The organism is Streptomyces sp. Q2, assembly GCF_056820935.1.
Map to the genome: position 1 here is coordinate 97,045 of NZ_JBXEJE010000014.1, position 19,966 is coordinate 117,010.

A 19,966-nucleotide genomic window follows, 5' to 3' on the forward strand; every position below is an offset into this window, starting at 1 on the left:
TCATGCCGTCAGCGGAGCGGAAGACGGTGAGGATGCCGACACGACCGCCATGACCGGCACGGCCGCCATGCCGACAGGCCCTACGTCTGCGATGCCGACGCGCACGGCCACTCCCGGCGAGAGGAACGCGGTCCCAGCCTCGCCATCCGCTCGCGCGGCCTACGGTGGCAGCCGGCCTCTGGATCCATTGCAGCACCGGGCTGGGGGCTTCGCATGTCCGAACCGGGCGCGCCGAACGTTCTCATCGGCCGCGCCGAAGCACCGGCCCGCCTCGAGACGTGGAGCGCCGCCGAGGCCGCGCCCCGCCGCTGGCTCGCGGTCACCGGTTCGCCCGGCAGCGGCAAGTCGACCCTCCTGCGGGCGTTGTGGCTTCGGCTGGCGCAGCGGACCGGTTCACCGGCCGTGGCACCAGCGGCTCACCTGTTCGTCGACATCCGCCACCGCCATCTGGAGGACCTGACCAGCGAAATCGCCGTGTCCGAGGGCGCCCGGCCCAACACGCCTCGGCAACAGCTCAGCACGCCCCCGGCGCCACGGCCCGCGTCGAGCTGTGGCAGGACGGCGACGACGTCGGAGTCACCGTCACCAACACCGCAACCACGTGCCCCTCCTTGTCCCTACCCGGTTCCCAGCAGGGCCTGGTCGGTCTGCGGGAACGGGCCGACATCCTGCACGGCGCCCTGGAGACGGGTCCGACCGTGGAAGGCGGCTAGCGGGTGCGGCTGCGGATTCCCCTCAGTGCGGACTGACCGACCGGGGCATCGTGCTGTCCCGCCGGCTTGCGTCGACAAGCCGCGTGCTCGTCGAGGCGGCGGGCCGGCGCGCGCACGCCCGCCGGATTCCCGACGACGTCAAAGTGTCGAGGTTCGATGACATGGAGGAGACCCACGCCTTCCTCACTCGCTGGTGGTCCGCGCGAGCACCGGAGCACCGCCGCCCTCACCGGAAGGCGAAGCGCGGCGGCGCTGACCCGGACGGGCCCGGCGAGGTACTCGCAGGGCCCGTGCGGTTCGGATCAGTGGTCGAGGGGAACAGGTGCCGGCATCAGCTCCTGGCCCACTGCTGGTTGCTGCTTCCGTTGCAGTACCAGACATCGACCGCCGTGCCGTTGCCGGTGCCCGCTCCGGCTGCGTCGAGGCAGAGCGCGGGGTTCGCGACGCTGGTCACAGTGAGGTCGGCGTTCACGTTCCACTGTTGTGCCGCCGCGCCGGTGCAGTCGGAGATGATCACGGGGTCTCCCGCGGTGGCTCCGGTGCCACCCACCGTCATGCACTTGTTGCCGTAGACGGTGAGCTGCTTGTCCGCGTTCCAGTTCCAGGACTGGTTGCCGCCGTCGTTGCAGTCCCAGAGGTCGAGTTGGGTGCCGTTGGTCGTGCTGAAGCCGGGCACGTCGACGCAGCGGTTGGAGGCCACTCCGCGCAGGACCTCGCCGGGAGGCGCGGGCGGCAGGTCGTTGACGGGCGGGGTCGTGCCGAAGCCGTAGCCCCAGCGCAGGAGGGCGACTCCGCTGGCGTTGTTGTCCACCAGGTTGCCCTCGGAGTCCAGCGACTCGATCGAGTAGGCGTCGCCGAACCTCAGCCCCGGCCAGTACACCAGTCCCATGCCCTTGCTACGGGCGGTGTTGGTCACGGCCGCGAGATACGACGTGTAGATGTTGCCGTTCCAGGCGCCGTAGTTCAGACCGGTGGTCATCGGGGAGCCGGCCTCGTCGATGATGGTCCGGCCGGCGTACTTGCCGATGCGGGCTTCGAGGTCGGCGGTCCAGTCCGCCTGCTGGGTGTAGCTGGCCCAGAAGCCGTAGAAGTGCAGCGACAGCAGCGTTCCCCGCAGTTCGGGTGCCGCGCCGACACCGGTGACGTTGTCGTTGTAGCCGGTACCGCTGATCACGACCCGGCCGCGCGGGACGTCCTTGTGCTGGGCCAGCCAGCCACTGGTGACGGACACCCACTGGTCCAGGGTGTAGCCGTGCGGCTCGTTCATGGGCTCGAAGTAGACCCGTGGGTTGTGCTTGTACTCCCGCACCACGGTGTTCCACATCGTCTTCCAGGCGGCCGTGTCGTCGACCAGGCCGTCCTTGCTGGTGTTGGCCTCCCAGTAGCTGACGATGACCTTGTCACCGTAGGCCGTGGCCGCGTCGATCGTCGCCCGGTACGACTTCCACCAGTTGGTGCCCACGCTCGCCGGGTTGATCGGCAGTCGCAGCGTGTTGGCGCCCAGGTTCTTCTTGAAGCCGCGCACCATGTGACCCGTGGTGCGGTACACCGTGCGGTAGTCGTCGGTCACCGACAGCCCGCTGGGCACCACGGCGTCACTGGCGTAGTTGTCCCGTGGGTCTGCCCAGTTCACCCCACGGAAGTCACTGGTACCACCCTTCGCCGCGGCCTCCTGCGGCGCGGGCGAGGCGGCTGACGTCTCGGCGGCCGACTGGGCGAGGGCGGGGGCGGGGGCGGTCAGGAACAGGAGTGTCGCGCCGAAGCCGGCCATGAGCACACTGGCCAGTCTTCTCGACCTCTTCGGGGTCGTGATCATGTCGTCTCCAGTGACGGGAATCGCGGAGGGCGGAGTGCGGGTTCGTCACCTGAGCCGAGGCAGTGATGAACCAGGGTCCGAATACGGACACTCGGACCCGTGGAAAAGAGCGATGGTTACGTAACCATTGCCCGGACACTGGCACGACGCCCGCACTGGTGACAAGACCCGTGACGGTTCCGAAGTACGACAGGTGACGGTTCCGAAGTACGACAGCCCCGCCACCGCGTCGACCATGACCGGTGCTGGACGCCCGGTTCCGCCACCCGCCGGCCCGGCGCCGCGCGCAGATCCGTACGCCGCACGCCCGGGCCGGGTCCGCGGCGGAAGCCGGCCTCGGCGTGCCGCGCGTCGTCCCCCGCGACGAGGCACCGGATGCCGCGCAGCGGGTGCCCGGGCAGAGGCCGGAGCCGGTTCGGCGAGGGCCCGCACCACGCCCGGCATCGACCCTTCGCCGCGGGCCCGATATGCCGTGCACCGGCCGGGCGGAACGAATACTTGGCTAGCCACACGTTTGCTGCTACGTTAATTATGTGTCCAGCCACCTAAATGGGTGGTGGCACGGAAGGAGTCGTCGTGAAAGCCATCCTGTTCGACCGTTTCGGAGGCACGGAAGTGCTGCGCGAGGCGGACATCGCGGTCCCGCAGCCCGGCCCCGGGCAGGTCCGCGTCCGCGTCAAGGCGGCCGGCCTGAACGCGCTGGACGGCAAGATCCGCTCCGGGATGATGGAGACCGTCCGCCCGACGACCTTCCCCGCGGTCCCCGGTGGCGAGCTCGCCGGCGTGGTGGACGCCCTGGGTGAGGGCGCACAGGACGTGAAGGTGGGTGACGAGGTCCTGGGCTGGTCGGACACCGGCTCGTACGCCCAGTACGCGCTGGCCACCAGCGTGGCCCCCAAGCCCGCCGGACTCGACTGGCAGCACGCGGTCGCGCTGCCGGTGGCGGGCGAGACGGCCGAGCGGGTCCTGAACCTGCTCGGTGTCGCCGCCGGGGAGACCGTACTGATGCACGGCGCGTCCGGAGCGGTAGGAACCATGGCGGTCCAGCTCGCCACGGCCCGCGGAGCGCGCGTGATCGCCACCGCAGGCCCCTCCAACCAGGACTACCTCACCTCGCTCGGCGCCACCGCGACCGTGTACGGCGAGGGCCTGGTCGAGCGGGTGCGGGCGCTGGCCCCCGAAGGCGTGGACGCGGTGTTCGACCTGGCCGGGAAGGGCGCCCTGGAGGACTCCATCACCCTGCGGGGCGGCACCGAGCGCATCGTCACCATCGCCGACTTCGGTGCACGGCAGCTGGGCATCACCTTCTCCCAGGGGTCCCCGGAACGCTCGACCGCCCGCCTCGCCGCCCTGGCCCAGGACGCCGCGGCCGGCAAGCTCGTCACCACCGTCACCGCCTACCCGCTCAACCAGGCGGCCAAGGCCCAGCAGGTCAGCGACGCCGGGCACGTGCGGGGCAAGCTCGTCCTGACCGTCGACTGAGCACGCCCGCCCCCGCCTCCCCACGACCACGCGCTGCCTTTTCTGCCTTTTTCGGTGACCGGCCGGTCACCGCCCTATCGAAGGACCCCTCATGCTGCACTCCCTGTGGACACCGACCACCGTCGGTGACATCTCCCTCCCGCACCGACTGGTCATGGCCCCCATGACCCGTGACCGCTCCACGCCCGAAGGCGTACCGACCGAGCTGAACGCCGAGTACTACGCCCAGAGGGCCTCGCACGCGCTCATCATCACCGAGGGAACCCAGCCCTCCACCGACGGCCAGGGGTACCTCCTCACCCCCGGCATCCACAATGACGAGCAGATCGCCGGGTGGCGCAAGGTCACCGACGCCGTGCACGCGGCCGACGGCCGGATCGTCATCCAGCTGATGCACACCGGACGCATCGCCCACCCCGACAACACCCCCCACGGTCGGCAGCCGGTCGCCCCGTCGGCGATCCGGCCGCAGGGCGTGATGTTCACCGCGTCCGGGCCCCAGGAGATGCCGGCACCCCGTGCTCTGTCGACGCAGGAGGTCGCGGCGACCGTCGACGACTTCCGCCGCGCCGCTGCGGCTGCCGTCGCGGCAGGCGCCGACGGCGTGGAGATCCACGGCGCCAACGGCTACCTGGTGCACCAGTTCCTGTCCGACAACACCAACCAGCGCACCGACGGCTACGGCGGCTCGATCGAGGGCCGCATCCGCTTCGCCGTCGACGTGGCCGCTGCCGTGGCCGACGAGATCGGCGCCGAGCGCACCGGTATCCGTATCTCCCCCGGCAACCCCTACAACGACATCGCCGAGTCCGACACCGCCGAGCTGTATCCGGCGCTCCTGGACGCCCTGCGCCCCCTCGGCCTGGCCTACCTCCACGTGATGCACGCGGGCGACGAGGAGCTGCTGGGGACCCTGCGCGCACTGTGGCCGACCACCCTGATCCTCAACCGGGGCGGCGCCGACCTGCCCACCCGCGCCAAGGACGTCGACCACGGCACGGCCGACCTCGTCTCCGTCGGGGCCCTCGCGCTCGCCAACCCGGACCTGGTCGAGCGGCTACGCTCTGACGCGCCGCTGAACACCCCCGACCCGGCGACCTTCTACGGCGGCGGAGTGGCCGGCTACACCGACTACCCCACCCACACCGTCTGAGGAACCGCATCATGCCCGCCTCCACACACCGCACCCCCTCTACGGCCAGCGAGGGGCCGATGAGCTACGCGATCTTCCAGCTCGCCCGCGCTCACCGCGCCCGCGCCGGCGTCATGCTCCGTGAGATGGACCTGCATCCCGGCCAGGAACTGCTGCTGATGCAACTCCTCGACCGGGACGGCCAGTCCCAGTCCGAGCTGCTGGAGAGCGTCGGCCTGGACCACTCCACCGTGTCCAAGTCCCTGCGCCGTATGCAGGACGCCGGTCTGCTCGTCCGTGAGCCGGCCGAACACGACCGGCGTGTCATGGTCGTGCACCTCACCGACAAGGGCCGTGCCATGCGCGAGCCCATCGCGGCCATGTGGCGGGCCCTGGAGGAGACCTCCGCGCTCAATCTGTCGGCGCAGCAGGCGGAGTCCTTCGTCCGCACCGCCTACGCGATCGCCGACGCGATCAACAACCCCGCTCCTCCGCGGGAAGAGTCCGAGTAACTCCCCTCGGCCTCGGCCCGCACCCCGGTTCCGGCCTGGACCGCGCTTCGCTCCCGGCGTTCCTGCGAGGTGACGAGCCGAGCCGGCGGCTGTGGCGGAACCCGCCCGCCGCCCCCCGTACGTCAGGGAGGACGGGGGCGGGCGGGGTGAGCGGGGCCCCAGCGTCAGGGGCAAGCGCGAACTGTCCCGGTGCGAGCAGGACGGAACTCTTCCGGGGACGGGACAGCACCCAAGGGCAACACCCCGCGGGCCCGGCGAGCCCCTCCCCGTCGCCGGCCGAACGGCCGGCCGCCCATCGGGTACGGACGCATCACCCGCATCCGGGTCACCGTCGACCTCCTCAAGCTCCCGCACCAGGCCGCCGGTGACCCGCGCCGCGGATCCGCCCACCACAGGCCCGCCGCCTGAGCGACCCGGGCCGAAGGCGCCCACGTCCCTGGCCACCCATGTCCCCGACCGTCCCTGCCCCACCCACCCCATCCCCCCACCACTGACCTGATGGAAAGTGAGACCCCCATGACCACCACCCTCCCCGTCCTCGTCGTCGGCGCGACCGGCTCCCTCGGCGGCAAGGTCGTCGACGAACTGCTCAAGCGCGGTAAGAGCGTCCGCGCCCTGGTCCGTCCCACCACCGACGCGAGCAAGCTCGAAAGGCGGGGTGTCGAGATCGCCCGCGGCGACATGCTCGACCTCGACTCGCTCGTCACCGCCATGAACGGCGCCGATGCCGTCATCACCACCGCCGCCGGCTACACCCGTGGCGGCAAGAACGCCCACGACATCGACACCGTCGGCAACGCCAACCTCGCCGAGGCCGCCCACCGCGCCGGCATCCGGCGCTTCGTCCTGACCAGCATCCTCACCAGCGACCAGACGCCCCACGTCCCGCACTTCTGGCACAAGAAGATCGCCGAGGACAAGCTGGAACAGCTCGGCGTCCCGTTCCTCGCACTGCGCCCCGGTGCCTTCCTCGACCAGATCGCGACCATGGCGGGCAACCCGATCGACAAGGGCCGCCTGATCTGGATGGCCAAGAGCACCGTTCCGCTGACCTTCGTCCACACCTCCGACCTCGCGGCCTACCTGGCGGCCGCCGTCGACGCCGAGGCAGCCAACGGTGAGCGCATCGACATCGGCTGGGACCGTCCGGTCAGCATGCGCGAGATGGCCGACCTGATGGGTGACCGGGCCGGAAAGAAGATCAAGGTGTGGGCCGTCCCCTCCGTCGTCGTCCGCGCCGTAGGAGCCGTCGCCGGCCGCTTCATGCCCCTGGTCAAGGACATGGCCGCGATGTTCGGCTGGTTCGACACCGGCCGCTACGTCGCCGACCCCCGCCGCCAGGAGCAGCTGTTCGGCCCCGTCCCCACGGCCGAGGACGCCCTCAGCCGGTACACCGACGAACTGGGCACGGCGCACCACCGGTGACGGGAAGCCCCCTCGGCCGACCTCGCGCCACAGTCGCCCTCCGGTGAGACGGCCGCCCGCGTCGTGCCCGTGACCTGCCGATTTCAGGTTTTCCGCAGGTACACCGAAGCCGGGAGCGCCACTGTGATCTCTGCCTGGCCGCCGCGGCCACCGTGGGGCGGCCGACCGACTGAGGGGGGACCATCATGCCGATCCAGAAGGGCGCCGCCGTCCCCCGTCACACCACAACCGGCGTTCCCGACGCCCAGGTCACCGTCCACCCCGTCACCACGGACGACGGGCTCGGCCTCCAGCTGACCCGTTTCCGCCGGGCGGAGTGCGACGACGTCGTCCTTCTCGTCCATGGACTGACCGCGTCCAGCGACCTGTTCATCATGCCCGAGCACCGGAATCTGGCGACCTGCCTCCTCGACAACGGTTTCGCGGACGTATGGACGCTCGACATGCGGATGAGCAACCGCTTCCCGTACAACACGGAACCGCACGCACACACCCTCGACGACATCGCCCTGTACGACTACCCGGCCGCGCTCGCCGAACTGCGCCGGCATGTCGGCGAACGGCGGGTGCACGTCGTGGCGCACTGTCTCGGGTCGATGACCTTCCTCATGAGCCTGTACGCCGGCGCCGTACGGGACGTCACCAGCGTCGTCACCAGCGCGGTCGGCCTGCTGATGCGGGTACCGGCCTGGTCCCGCTGGAAGCTGGCGTACGGCCCCGCGCTCGTCGAGGGCGCGCTCGGGCTGTCCCAGCTCGACCCGCGGAGCGGCGACGCGGCCTGGTTCAGCCGGAGCGGGTTGTTCGCCCGTCTGGTGTCACTGGCGCACCCGGAATGCGACAACCCGGCCTGCCACATGGTGAGTTTCATGTGGGGCACCGGCTGGCCCGCGCTCTACAGCCACGACAGACTCGACCCCGTCACTCACGACCGCGTCGCGGACCTGCTCGGCCCTGTCGGGCTGGGCTACCACCGGCACATCGACAGGATCGTACGAGCGGGTCGTGCCGTGAAGTACGACGCCGCCGAACCGCGCCACGCGCGCCTCCCGGACGACTACCTCGCGGCGGCCGCCAAGGGCGGCCCACCGGTGCTGTTCCTGACCGGCGAGCACAACCGCGTCTTCGGGGACTCCGTCGTCCAGGAGCACGAGGCGATGTCGCGGGAGACCGCTGACCCCGACCGCTACGAACTGTTCGTCGCCCCCGGCTACGGCTACGTGGACACGATCATCGGCCGGGACGCGCACCGGGACGTGTTCCCGCACCTCCTCGACTTCCTCCGCCGAAGGGCTGTATGAGATGACGGAGCCGCACGCCGAACACGTCGAAACCGTCGTCGTCGGCTCGGGATTCGGCGGCTCCGTGGCCGCGTACCGGCTGGCCGCGGCCGGACAGCAGGTGGCCCTGCTGGAACGCGGACGCGCCTACCCGCCCGGCGGCTTCGCCCGTTCCCCGGCCGAACTCGGCCGTGCGTTCTGGGACCCGCGGGCAGGCCTGCACGGCCTGTTCGACGTGTGGAGCTTCCGCGCCTTCGACTCCGTCGTCGCCAGCGGACTGGGCGGCGGATCGCTCATCTACGCGAGCGTGCTGCTGCGCAAGGACGAACGCTGGTTCGTCGACGAACAGCCGCTGCCCGGCGGCGGCTACGAGGCGTGGCCCGTCGGCCGCGCCGAACTCGACCCGCACTACGACGAGGTCGAGCGGATGCTCCGCCCGGTCCCGTACCCGCTCGACCGCCCCGGCTACACGAACACACCCCGGGCGCACGCGATGCGTGAAGCGGCCGAACGGCTGGGCCTGACGGCGCAGCGGCCGCCGCTCGCGATCAGCTTCGCCCCGAAACCGGGCGCCGACCCCGAGCCCGGACTGCCGATGGCCGACACCGACCAGGGCAACCTGCACGGTGTCGGTCGCCGTACCTGCCGGCTGTGCGGCGAGTGCAACCTCGGCTGCAACGACGGCGCCAAGAACAGCCTCGACCACACCTACCTGTCGGCGGCCCGGCGCCACGGTGCCGACCTGCGCACCGGACACGAGGTGCGCGCGGTGCGGGCACTCGCGCGAGGCGGATACGCGGTGGACTACGTCAGCCACGGAAGACACGGACCAGATGGCGAAGGGGGAGGGGGAAGGGGTGATCCGGACGGCCGCCGCGGGGACGGAGGAGTCGCGTCCGGATCACCCCACACCTCCGGATCACCCCGTACCTCCCGAACGCTCCGCACCATCGGCTGCGACCGTCTGATCCTCGCCGCCGGCACCTACAACACGGTCTCGCTGCTGCTGCGTTCCCGCCGGAACCTGCCCGGTCTGAGCCCGGCGATCGGCAGCCGGTTCTCGACGAACGGTGACCACCTCGCGTTCGTGCTCCGGGCCAGGCGGGGTGACGAGCCCCGGCCGATGCGTCCCAGCCGCGGTCCGGTCATCACCAGCTCCATCCGGCTGCCCGACGAACTGGACGGCGTACCGGGCGCGGGGCGCGGTGGGTACATCCAGGACGCGGGATACCCGGGCTTCGTGGAGTGGCTCGTCGAAGGCGCTCACGCACCGCAGGGAGTCTCCCGGGCGGCGCGCTTCCTGGCCGGGAGGCTGCTCGACCGGATCTCCCGCGCCCCGGACCCCAGCCTCTCGGGCGCGTTCGCCGGGCTCCTCGGCGACGGCGCGTTCACCGGTACGTCCCTGCCGCTGCTCGCGATGGGCCGAGACGTGCCGGACGGCGAACTGCGCATGCGTGGCGGCCGGTTGGAAAGCAGCTGGACGGTACGGGGCGGCAGCGCGGCCCAGTTCGAGCGGACGCGCACACTGATGCGGCAGATCGCCGGCGCGCTCGGCGGCGGATACGCCGACCATCCGCTCTGGCACCGGGACCGCGTCCTCACGGTGCACCCGCTCGGCGGCGCCCCCATCGGCCGGCACCCCGGCACCGGGGTCTGCGATCCGTACGGCGAGGTCTACGGTCACCCCGGCCTGTACGTCGCGGACGGGGCGGCGATGCCCGGCCCGGTGGGCCCCAACCCGGCCCTCACCATCGCGGCCCTCGCCGACCGTATGTGCACCCGCCTGCTGGAGCACCGGCCCGCCACTCCACAGGCGGTCGCGCACCGCACGTACCCCCGCCGCACCTCGCTCCAGTTCACGGAGGAACTGCGCGGACGCCACTCACCCGGTGCGGACGGGTCCCGTACCGAACCGTTCGCGTTCCGGCTCACCGTCACGGCCGACGACGTGGACGCCTTCCTGGAGGAACCGGACCACGAGGCGCGCGCGGACGGCTGGATCGACAGCCCCTCCTTCGGAGGGCGCCGCCCCGTCCTGCACGGCAGCGTCCGCCTGTTCGCGGACGGCCGCGGCACGATGTGCTACCTGCTCCACTTCACCGACGCCGACGGTCACCCCCGCACCTTCGCCGGCCGCAAGGACCTGGCGCCCGGCGCCCCGACCCGCCTGTGGACCGACACGACCAGGCTGGCCTTCCGCGTCCTGAACGGACACGTCCACGAACCGGTCGGGACCGACGCCGAAACACTGGGCACGGGGACGGCGCATCTCGGCGCCACCGATCTCGCCCGCCTGCTCACCACGTTCCGCACAACGGGCCCGCACGGCACCGCGGCACTCACTCGCTTCGGCCGCTTCTTCGCCGGCGAACTCTGGAACACCTACGCCCTGCGGCGCCCCTGAGAAGCCCGAACCCCAAACGTCGCCGCCGCCCTCCGGGCCGACTCCCTCGAACTCACTCCACCAGAACTTGTGCTGTTCGGGACCCTATGTGCCGGGTGTCGTACCAGCTGTCGGAGGCGGGGTCCGGACGGCGATTCGGTGGTGTTCGTGATCAGCCAATTCGGACAGGGCGAGGGTCCCGCAGGTATCCGCCAAGGCTTTCACCTGTTCCAACTCCGCGAGTGCTTCGGCCTGGCGGCCCAAGGCGGACAGTGCGGTACCGGCGGTCAGATGGGCCATGGCCTCGTTGAGGGGCATCCGGGCCGCGCGAAACTCGGCAGCGGCCTGGCCCGCGGTGGGACCCGCCGCCGGATTCTGCCGGGCGAGTTGTACCTCGGCGCGGGCCAGCAACGCGAAACCGCGCCAGCCGGGCGACAGGTCGAGCCCCGCGGCGGCGGCGGCGGCTGCTCGGTCGGCCCACGTCTCGGCAGCCGTCACGTCGCCCAGGGCCAGTTCCGCGACAGCCAGCAGCCGGAACCACATCGGGCGGACCGGGGCTTCGAACCCGAGCAGGTGCGGGCCGCCGCCCGCTTCGAGCACCTTGCTGACACAGCCCTCCGGATCGCCGTTGAGCAGCAGCGTCTGGCCGAGCATCCCGACCATCGCCGAACGGTGCGCGCCCGGTGCGGGGCCGGCCGAAGAGAGTGACTCCTCACAGATCTTCAGTGCTCCGACGAAGTCTCCCCGCCACATCAGGACGGCCGCGCTCACCACCTCGGCCAACGAGCGCGGCTCGCCGCTGCCGACGAGTGACGCCGCCTCCAGGGCGTCGTCGGCGTAGGCCGCCGCCTCGTCCAGGCGTCCGAGCCACAGGTAGGCGTAGGCGGAGGCGGCGAAGAGATCGGCGAGCACGAGGCTCTGGCCGGTGCGGCGGGACACTTCCAGGCCTCGGTGGAGATGGCGCAGTGCGGGGTCGTAGCGTCCGTGGAGCATCTCCGTCCAGCCCGTCATGACGAGCGTGTCCATCTGCCCGGCCAGTTCCTGGTCGTCGGTGTCGTCGAGCACTTCCACCACGGGGCCGAGGTAGTCGGCCGCCCGGGCGTCGCCCGCGAAGGTATGCGCCAGGGCCAGGAGAGCGCGGACCGCGGTGGTCTGCGGCGGGTCGCCGATACGTTCCGCCGACCGCAACGCGCGTTCGCCCCAGTCGATCGCCGTGGAGAAGTCGTTCTGACGAAGCGCCACCACCGCGACGCCCCACTCCAAAGTGGCGGTCTCAGGTCGCGGTTGGCCCTCGTGGTCCGCCAACTCCCCCAGCAGCAGAGCCGTGGCCTCTTCGTACCGGCCGAGCGCCCACTCCATGGTGGCTCGTAGGGCAGTCACCCGGGCCCGTCGGCCCTGGGCCCGCGCGGGCAGGAGGGTGGCGACCTTGCGCAGGATGGCGCGGCTTTCCAGCAGTCGTCCGGCCATGCCCAGCGCTTCGGCCTGCTGGAGCCACAGTTCGGGCCGCAGTCGGCTCTGCTCGCCGAGCAACCGCAGGGCTTCCTGTGTCCAGTGCGCGGCGGTGGCCGGCGCGATCGTCATCACCTGACGGGCGGCCCGTACGAGTACGTCGACGGCGTGTTCGTCTCCTACGCGCGCCGAACGCTGAACGTGCGACGCCTGGGCGGTCAGCGGTGCGCCGTGCAGAGCCAGGCCGTCCGCGGCCCGGGTGTGTGCCTCGATCCGCCAGCCGGCGCCCGCCCCCTGGTACACCGCTGCCCGCACGAGCGGATGGCGGAACCGGAACCGGCGCGTGGAGCCGACCTGGCGTACGAGGTCCCGCTCCGCGGCCTCGTCCAGGGCTGCGAGGGCCTCGGCATCACCGGTCTGGGCCACGACCGCCACCATCTCGGCTTCGAAGGAGTCGCCGAGCACCGCGGCCGCCTGCGTACAGACCCTCGCGGTGGCCGACAGACCTCCCAGCTCCTCCAGCAGCGCGGCCCGCACCGACTGCGGCAGATCGCCGGCGACAGGCGCCGAGCCGGCCGGCACCGCCGGCGGGCTCTCGTTCCCGGCGCTTCGGGCCAGCGCCTCCAGATAGAACGGGTTGCCGCCGCCGGCCTCGTACAGCCGTTGGAAACGCCAGTGATCCGTCCGGGCCCCGCACAGCTCCGCTCCCTCGGCCGGAGACAGCGGTCCCAACTCGACTCTCGCCACTCTTCCCTCCGTTGCCGCCCGGGCCAGCGCCGCGGCCAGTCGCGGCGGGACCTGCCGGGGACGGTAGGCGAGGGCGAGCAGCAGCGGTGTCCGCGGCGGATGCCGTACCAGATGGTCGATCAGCTCGGCTGTACCGTCATCCGTCCACTGCAGGTCGTCCAGGCTGAGCACGAGCCCGCCGTCGGCACTCAGCGTCTCCAGCAACGTTCGCACCGCCCGGTGGAACCAGTACCGTTCGACCGTCACCGGATCCGGCCCGGTCGGGAAACGATCACAGAGCGCGGGGAAGACCGTACTCAACAGGGCGAACGCGCCGGGCGGTGACCCGTCGCGACGGAGCCGGAGGAAGTCCACGGTGCCGAGGTGGTCGTCCAGGGCGTCCACGAACGCACCGTACGGAGCCCGGTCCGAACTCCACGCTGCGGCCGGCCAAGGACACGAAACCGCGCTGTCTCGCGCGCTCGCCCAGCTCGCCGAGCAGCCGTGTCTTTCCGATACCCGGCTCCCCGACCACCTCGATCACCCCTGGCGCACCGGCCAGGGCATCCTCGATCGCGCCGTCGAGGACCGCCAACTCCGCTGCCCGCCCGACCAGGTGGCTCCCCGTCCGGGGACGCTGCGGTGTCGGCACGGCGGCCAGGCCGGCGCCGTCTCGTGGGGTGCGCACCGGCGGATGCATGGGTAACGGGCGCGGCACGAGAGCGGGTGCGGATCTCGGAGCGCGCCCGGCGGCCGGGACGGCGGTTGGGACGTTCAGTGCGGGATCGGTGGTGAGGATCTGCTGGTGCAGTTGCCGCAACGGGAGGCCGGGGTCACAGCCGAGTTCTTCGGCCAGCAGCAGCCGGGTTCGCTGGTAATGGTTGAGGGCATCGGCCGGGCGACCACAGCGGTACAGGGCGAGGAGGAACTGGCCGGCCAGTCGTTCGTCCAAGGGGTGTATCTCAACCCGGGCGGACAAGTCGGCCAACAGTGCGGTGTGGTGACCGCACCGGAGCCGAACGTCGGTGTGGTCCAGTTCGGCCGCGATCCGTTCTTGGTCGAGCGCGTCGCGGAGGGCGTTGCTCCAAGGGGTGTCCAGACCCGCGAAGGCGTCTCCCCGCCAGAGGCCGAGTGCCTGCCCGAACAGGGCGGCGGCCTGCTCGTCCTGCTCGTTCCGCACGGCCGCCCGGGCCCGTGCGGCAACGTCACGGAATCGGTGCAGATCCACTGCAGCCGCCTCGACGTTGAGGACATAACCGCCGGATCGCCGGACGATATCCGCCCCCTCAGCGATGGCCAAAGCTTGCCGCAGACGGGAGAGGTAGCCGTAGAGCGCGTTCCGGACCCGCTGTGGAGGACGGTCAGCCCAGACACGCTCGGCAAGCTGGTCCACCAAGACCACCTGATTGGCATCCACCAGCAGCACTGCGAGCACACACCGCTGCCGGGCGTGACCCAGATCGACGATCCGTCCGCCCACACGCGCCTCGACGCTGCCGAGCAAAGCGAACTCAACCGTCACAGCACGCCCCCGAGTCTCAGTTCCCACCCTGGCATAGCACCTTCGACCCGCCCTTTCAACGTTTGTCCGAGGTTCACCGACGTTCGGCGGCGCATCTTGGTCCAGGACAGGAACGGCGCGACACACGACGGCCCCGACGAGCGGGCAGTCATCGACCCCGGGGGGAGTGTGGCACCACCTACCGCAGCAACGACTCGAGTACGCACGGGAGTTGCAGGTCCACACCGCCCCCCCTTCACGTCCCGCGCGTTCGCCGCACCATGGCCCATCCAACTGCCCGCCATACCCACTGCGCCGGACACGACGGCGTGCCGCCCTGCCGAATCCCGCTGCGACCGGCATGCCCACGTCATCCACACCCACAGGCAGGGAACACCCATGAGCTCACGTACGAATCGGACCAAGCCGGCCGCATGCGCGATCGCCCTCCTGACCGCCGGCACTCTCGCCCTGAGCGCCTCGCCGGCCTCCGCGAGCGGTTCCTACAGTGGTCTCGCCTACATCGCCGGCGGCAGCACCTACACCGACGACTGGGGCAACGAGGGCATTCTGTCGACCAGCGTCAACACGTCTTCCAACGCCACCTGCCTGTGGCAGAAGATCCTGTGGGCGGACGGTGCCATCGAGTCGGACGGCACCACGTTCGACGCCGCGGACATCGACGGCGTCTTCGGACCGAACACCAAGGCCGCGACCGCGGACTGGCAGTACTACTTCGGCGGCGGCGGTGACGGGACCGGGGTGGCCGGCGACGACACCTTCGGAGCGGCGGACGGAAGGCTGCTGGACCAGAACGGCGACCACGCCGTCGACCACTTCCTCGGCGCCAGGTACACGATCAACGTCACCCGCGACGGCGAGGGCCGGTACAACTTCTACGACGGCGACGGCAACGCGCGACTCGCCGGCTACGACTACCGCACCTGCAGCTGACCCCCCACCCTGGGGGCTGAGCGCACGATGCCCGCCCTCCCCCGGGAGGACGGGCTCGCCCCGGCGTCGGCGCGACCGACATGACCCCCGCGGAATGTAGGGGGCCCAGCCATTCGTCCCCGGCGTGCGCGTGGACGACAAGGCCCGCGTGACGCATGGGAACAGCGTTCGGAGCCGCCGTGTCGCCGCTGTCCACCCACTGACGAGGCCGCCGGACGCCGGCTGCCCCGCGGCTTGCCACCGCTCTCGAGGGGCTCCGGGGATTCCGGGGCCCCTCACAGGCAGTCACGGCTTCCCCGACGCCCACCGGCCATCGCCAGGACACGCTCTTCGCGGGCAACGAACCCCGAAGACCGTCGCCCCGAACCCCTCAACTGACATGAAGACGACCGACCGGAGCGCAGCCTCGTCCCCTGACGGTCGGCGAGGGCGCCCCGCAGGGCGTCACCGGCGGTCGTGCCGAGAAAGTTCAGCCCTTGGGCCGGTCCCGCCGCAACGGAGCCGGGCCGCTGCTCTCCCGCACGATCAGCTCCGGCTCGGCCCACAGAGGCAGGGCCGGGGCGGTCTCGGGCTCGAGGAGCCGGTGGAGCAGGCCGAAGCAGCCCCGGCCGAGGCCTTCGAAGTCGAGGCGGACGGTGGTCAGGGCGGGGTGTGCGTAGGCGGAATGGGGGGCGTCGTCGAAGCCCACCACGCTCAGGTCGCCCGGCACGTCACGGTCTGCCTCCCTGGCCGCGCGGAGTACGCCGAGTGCCAGGTCGTCGTTGCCGCAGAGCACGGCCGTGACCGACGGGTCGGCCGCCAGCAGCGTGCGGGCGATGAGGTAGCCGGAGCGAGGGCTCCATCCGGCGTCGAGCGGTTCGGGGAGGGGCCTGCCGGCCGCCCGCAGAGCGTCGCGCCAGCCCTCGGTGCGCTGGCCGATACGGGTGGTGGAGGACGGGATCGCCAGGTAGTGCACGGTCTCGTGGCCGAGGCCGAGGAGATAACGGGTGGCCTGAGCGGCGGCCGCCCGGTCGTCCAGCCAGAGCTGGGGCCGGTCGCCGGGGCGGCCGTCCTCGGGCCGTTCCACCGCCGCCGCTGCCGGGAACCCGGCGGGCAGTGCCTGCCATGCCCGTACGCCCGGTGCGTCGAAGGCGATCACCAGCACCGCCTCCCCCGGCCTGCTGACCCGGGCCGCGACATCCGCGGGCTTCTGGGCCGAGCCGGTGTCGAGCACGCTGATCTGGACCGTGAAGTCGGCCGCCCTCGCCGCCTCCTCGATGCCCTTCAGGGTCGCCGAGGCGCCGTACAAGGAGGTGTCGGAGGTCAGCACGGTCACCGAGCGCACCGCACCGCCGGCCAGTGCCCGGGCCATCCGGTTGGGCGTATAGCCCATCTCGGCGATGACCTCCAGGACCCGGGCCCGGGTCGGCTCCTTGACCCGGGGGTGACCATTGACGACCCGGGAGACGGTCTGGTGGGACACGCCCGCCTCCTTGGCGACGTCCCGGATGCTGACGGTCTTCGGAGCCTGCGGCCTCCCGCCGGAGCGGGGGGCGGGGGTCGCTTCCTGCATGGCGGGGACGGCTCCTCGTCGGTACTGGCTGGTCGGTGACGGCGTCGTCGGACCAGGTGCTCGCCTTGTCCGTGGCCTTCTTCAAGGTGTGCCGGCCGAACCAGACCTGGTTGAAGGGGTCGAGCACCTTCCCGCCGGATGGGGGCGAGGCAGTGATCAGCGGTGCCGGCTCCATGAACGGCGCCAACCGGTCCTGATGCCTTCGGTGCCCTCGGAGAAGGCGCCGACGTCCACTCCCTGCTTCTTCCAGTAGGCCACGAAATCACCCTTCAGAGTCAGGATCGACGGCCATACCGTATCCGCAGAATGGTGATGATCTTCTCCCTGGAAGCTTCCAGACCGCCCTCGCCTGACTGGGCGCCAACAGAAAGTTCCACGCGGAGTGTTGCGGGACCAAATGTTACCGTTCACACTTCTCCTGCGTCACAGGCGCGTCAACGTCCGATGTCGAGGACGACCAGGAACTCATACACAAGGGCCTCGCTTGGCATTCACCCTTGGTAAAGGCCCTTACCGCGCCTTCTCCTGCCACCCCGTCCGTCGTCGAGCCCCATGGAGCCCAAGGATGTGAACGGTAACATTTCAGGGTCTTAGAGGGCGCCCCGGACGCACCGACCGATACCCCCTGCCCCGTCCGGCCTGCCGGCCGAGCCGCTGAAGGCGACGAGCCGGTTCCATGCGGGCGCGGAGTGCCGGCCTGCGCACGCCGCGGCAGGACGCGAGGACCGCGGCACCCACCGCTCGCGGGGCCGTCATGTGCTCGTGGACCACATGGGGCAAACCTCACATTCTCATCTGTTCAGCCTCTTGGCGCACACCTCAACAGGTGCCGCCCGTACATCCGCGTCTGATGTCGTTTATTCGCATTGAGAGAGGGTTGGTTTCATGCCATCAGGGAGAACTGCCGCGATCCACTGGACAAGACGTATCGCCGTCCAGGCGTTGGCCCTGAGCCTGGCTCTCGCCGGGCTTGCAGCCATGGGCGGCGGCCGGACACCGTCGGCGGACCTCGGCCGGACCGAGCCGGTCGCGGTGACCACCAACCAGGTCGCGGTTCCGCCGGCGCCCATGGGCTGGGCCTCCTGGAACAGCTTCGCCAGCAGCATCGACCACAACACCATCAAGGCCCAGGCCGACGCACTCGTCTCGTCCGGCATGGCCGCCGCCGGCTACAACTACGTCAACATCGACGACGGTTGGTGGCAGGGCGCCCGCGACGGCAACGGCAAGATCGTCACCGACGAGAGCCTGTTCCCCGGCGGCATGAAGGCCATGGCCGACTACATCCACAGCAAGGGCCTGAAGGCGGGCATCTACACCGACGCGGGCAAGCAAGGCTGCGGCTACTACTACCCCACCACCAGGCCCGCGGCGCCCAACACCGGCAGTGAGGGCCACTACCAGCAGGACATGCAGACCTTCCAGGAGTGGGGCTACGACTTCGTCAAGATCGACTGGTGCGGTGGCAACGCCGAGGGCCTCGACCAGGAGACCACGTACAAGGCGATCAGCGCCGCCAACGACGCCGCGACCGCGATCACCGGCCGCAAACTGGTCCTGTCGTTCTGCGAGTGGGGCACCGGCAACCCCTGGAACTGGGGGGCGGGAACGGCCCCGATGTGGCGCACCAGCACCGACATCATCTTCTGGGGCAGCAGCCCGTCCTCGGCCAACATGCTGACCAACTTCGACAAGGCGCTGCACCCGTCGTCCCAGCACACCGGGTACTACAACGACCCCGACATGCTGATGGTCGGCATGAACGGCTTCAGTGCCGCCCAGAACCGCACGCACATGAGCCTGTGGGCGATCTCCGGCGCCCCGCTGCTGGCCGGCAACAACCTCACCACCATGAGCTCCACCACCGCGTCGATCCTCAAGAACTCCGAGGTCATCGCCGTCGACCAGGACGCCCGTGGCCTCCAGGGCGTCAAGGTCGCCGAGGACACCAAGGGTCTGCAGGTCTACAGCAAGGTCCTTTCGGGCACCGGCAAGCGCGCTGTGCTGCTGCTCAACCGCACCTCCGCCGCCGCCTCCATCACGGCCCGCTGGACCGACCTGGGCCTGACCGCGGCCTCCGCCTCCGTGCGCAACGTATGGACGGCCACCAACGCGGGCAGCCCCGCGACGAGCTACACCGCCGGCGTCCCGGCCGGCGAAGCGGTACTGCTCACCGTCTCCGGCACCGAGGCCTCCGGCACCACCTACGAGGCGGAGTCCTCGTCCAACACCCTTGCCGGTGCCGCCGCCACCGGCACCTGCGCGAACTGCTCGGGCGGCTCACTGGTCGGCTGGATCGGCAACGGCTCCGCCAACACGCTGACGTTCAACAACGTCAACGCCTCAACCTCCGGCGTGAAGCTCGCCACCATCGCGTACGTCAACGGTGACAGCGCCGCCCGTACGGCGACGCTCCAGGTCAACGGCCAGCAGCCCACGGTGGTCTCGTTCCCGCCGACCGGCTCCTGGACCACCCCCGGCACCGTCTCCGTGCAGGTCGGCCTGGCCAAGGGCTCCAACACCATGAAGTTCTCCAACAGCGGCGGCTGGTCGCCCAACCTCGACGCCGTCCTCCTTCAGGGCATCGCGGGCACCGACGGCAACGAGATCATCGGGACCGGCTCCAACCGCTGCCTCGACATCGCCAAGAACTCGATCACCAACGGCACGCAGCTGACGCTCTGGGACTGCGTCGGCGGACACAACCAGACCTTCACGTCCACGTCGCGCGGCGAACTCGTGGTCTACGGCAACAAGTGCCTCGACGCCGACAACAACGGCACCACCAACGGTACGAAGGTCATCATCTGGGACTGCACCGGCGGCACCAACCAGAAGTGGACCGTCAACTCCAACGGCACCATCACCAACAACCAGTCCGGACTCTGCCTCGACGCCGTCAGCAACGGCACCGCCAACGGAACCAAGGTCGACCTGTGGACGTGCAACAGCGGGACCAACCAGAAGTGGACGCTCAACTGACGGAATGACGCAGCCGTTCCTTCCCGATCGGCGGACGGACCGGATTCGCCGGTCCGTCCGCC

At 70.7% G+C, this 19,966-nt stretch carries 12 protein-coding genes; 8 read left to right on the forward strand and 4 right to left on the reverse strand.

All coding sequences use genetic code 11. The annotated features are described in order from the left end of the window. Window positions 1–1,044: 1,044 nt before the first annotated feature. On the reverse strand, window positions 1,045–2,529 hold the full coding sequence (locus tag ACWBNA_RS17290; RefSeq protein WP_482705235.1) for a ricin-type beta-trefoil lectin domain protein: 1,485 nt from the start codon (window positions 2,527–2,529) through the stop codon (window positions 1,045–1,047). A gap of 576 nt (window positions 2,530–3,105) precedes the next feature. Here ACWBNA_RS17290 and ACWBNA_RS17295 point away from each other — a divergent pair. From ACWBNA_RS17295 to ACWBNA_RS17320, 6 genes are all read left to right on the forward strand, one after another. Continuing rightward, on the forward strand, window positions 3,106–4,011 hold the full coding sequence (locus ACWBNA_RS17295) for an NADP-dependent oxidoreductase (RefSeq protein WP_482705236.1): 906 nt from the start codon (window positions 3,106–3,108) through the stop codon (window positions 4,009–4,011). 91 nt (window positions 4,012–4,102) lie between these two features. Further along, window positions 4,103–5,164, forward strand: a complete 1,062-nt coding sequence (locus tag ACWBNA_RS17300) for an alkene reductase (RefSeq protein ID WP_482705238.1) — start codon at window positions 4,103–4,105, stop codon at window positions 5,162–5,164. 11 nt (window positions 5,165–5,175) lie between these two features. Then, complete coding sequence (locus ACWBNA_RS17305) at window positions 5,176–5,655, forward strand: MarR family winged helix-turn-helix transcriptional regulator (protein WP_482705239.1); 480 nt, start codon at window positions 5,176–5,178, stop codon at window positions 5,653–5,655. 516 nt (window positions 5,656–6,171) lie between these two features. Continuing rightward, window positions 6,172–7,080 (forward strand): SDR family oxidoreductase, encoded by a 909-nt coding sequence (locus ACWBNA_RS17310; protein WP_482705240.1) that lies wholly within the window; start codon window positions 6,172–6,174, stop codon window positions 7,078–7,080. Between the two features lie 185 nt (window positions 7,081–7,265). After that, window positions 7,266–8,378, forward strand: coding sequence for an alpha/beta fold hydrolase (locus tag ACWBNA_RS17315; RefSeq protein ID WP_482705241.1), 1,113 nt, complete (start codon window positions 7,266–7,268; stop codon window positions 8,376–8,378). A gap of 1 nt (window position 8,379) precedes the next feature. Continuing rightward, window positions 8,380–10,761, forward strand: coding sequence for a GMC oxidoreductase (locus tag ACWBNA_RS17320; protein WP_482705242.1), 2,382 nt, complete (start codon window positions 8,380–8,382; stop codon window positions 10,759–10,761). Window positions 10,762–10,845: 84 nt separating this feature from the next. On the opposite strand, the gene ACWBNA_RS17325 is transcribed toward ACWBNA_RS17320, so the two are convergent. Continuing rightward, window positions 10,846–13,320 carry an ATP-binding protein gene (locus ACWBNA_RS17325; protein ID WP_482705243.1) on the reverse strand — a complete coding sequence of 825 codons (2,475 nt, stop codon included), beginning with the start codon at window positions 13,318–13,320 and terminating at the stop codon, window positions 10,846–10,848. Next, window positions 13,208–14,437 carry an AfsR/SARP family transcriptional regulator gene (locus ACWBNA_RS17330; protein WP_482705244.1) on the reverse strand — a complete coding sequence of 410 codons (1,230 nt, stop codon included), beginning with the start codon at window positions 14,435–14,437 and terminating at the stop codon, window positions 13,208–13,210. The genes ACWBNA_RS17325 and ACWBNA_RS17330 overlap by 113 nt, the downstream gene beginning before the upstream one ends. 378 nt (window positions 14,438–14,815) lie before the next feature. On the opposite strand from ACWBNA_RS17330, the gene ACWBNA_RS17335 reads away from it, so the two are divergent. Next, the gene (locus ACWBNA_RS17335; protein ID WP_482705245.1) at window positions 14,816–15,370 is read left to right on the forward strand and encodes a peptidoglycan-binding domain-containing protein; all 555 of its coding nucleotides are present in this window, start codon (window positions 14,816–14,818) and stop codon (window positions 15,368–15,370) included. A gap of 469 nt (window positions 15,371–15,839) precedes the next feature. On the opposite strand, the gene ACWBNA_RS17340 is transcribed toward ACWBNA_RS17335, so the two are convergent. Further along, window positions 15,840–16,922 (reverse strand): LacI family DNA-binding transcriptional regulator, encoded by a 1,083-nt coding sequence (locus ACWBNA_RS17340; RefSeq protein ID WP_482705246.1) that lies wholly within the window; start codon window positions 16,920–16,922, stop codon window positions 15,840–15,842. A gap of 885 nt (window positions 16,923–17,807) precedes the next feature. Between ACWBNA_RS17340 and ACWBNA_RS17345 the strand changes: the two genes are divergently transcribed. Then, complete coding sequence (locus tag ACWBNA_RS17345; protein WP_482705247.1) at window positions 17,808–19,904, forward strand: RICIN domain-containing protein; 2,097 nt, start codon at window positions 17,808–17,810, stop codon at window positions 19,902–19,904. Window positions 19,905–19,966: the final 62 nt, after the last annotated feature.